Origin of the sequence: Helicobacter trogontum, assembly GCF_000765905.2 — a bacterium.
GTDB classification, from domain to species: domain Bacteria; phylum Campylobacterota; class Campylobacteria; order Campylobacterales; family Helicobacteraceae; genus Helicobacter_A; species Helicobacter_A trogontum.
Window position 1 is genome coordinate 1 of sequence record NZ_JRPL02000105.1, and the last position, 562, is coordinate 562.

The window sequence follows — 562 nt, forward strand, 5'->3', positions numbered from 1 at the left end:
TTGTCAGCTTTATCACCATATTTTTCTCTATCATTCTCAATTTTCTTCCCTATTAAATGAAAATATCCATAAGCTGCCATTGCTAATTCAGCATTATCTTTTAACTTATTAATGAGTATTTTATTTTTCATTATTTGCTCCTTTTGGTGTCATATTTTCTTTTGCTACATCAACACAAGCCAATGTTTCCTCATTCCAATAAATTCCTGTCCCTTCGTTACCACTTAAATAGTAGCGTCTAGTGTGCCAAGTGCCATCTATTGCCATTTGATTAATATTATAACGATTTATTCCTGCTTCATTACTTAAAAAAATTGCTACCATTCCTAAACGAGAATTTATTTCCTTGTTTTTTGTTAAAGTCGCATATTCATAGATTCCTTGTCTGTAATACCCGTGTTCTTTGGTAACTTTCCACTTCCTTTTATTATCGTTATTATGATTCAACTCCTCCCAATCTAGTGTATCTAAACTTGTATCAAAATACCCTAGAATCTTATTATACTTCTCCTCATTATTAGGTAATTCATTAAGCTTACACATATTTCTAAATTGCCAATAA

1 protein-coding gene is annotated in these 562 nt (G+C 30.6%); it reads right to left on the bottom strand.

Going from position 1 to position 562, the window contains the following annotated elements; translation table 11 throughout:
- Positions 1 to 120 precede the first annotated feature (120 nt).
- A partial coding sequence (locus LS81_RS11080) for a hypothetical protein (protein ID WP_138069964.1) occupies positions 121 to 562 on the bottom strand: 442 nt, incomplete at its 5' end.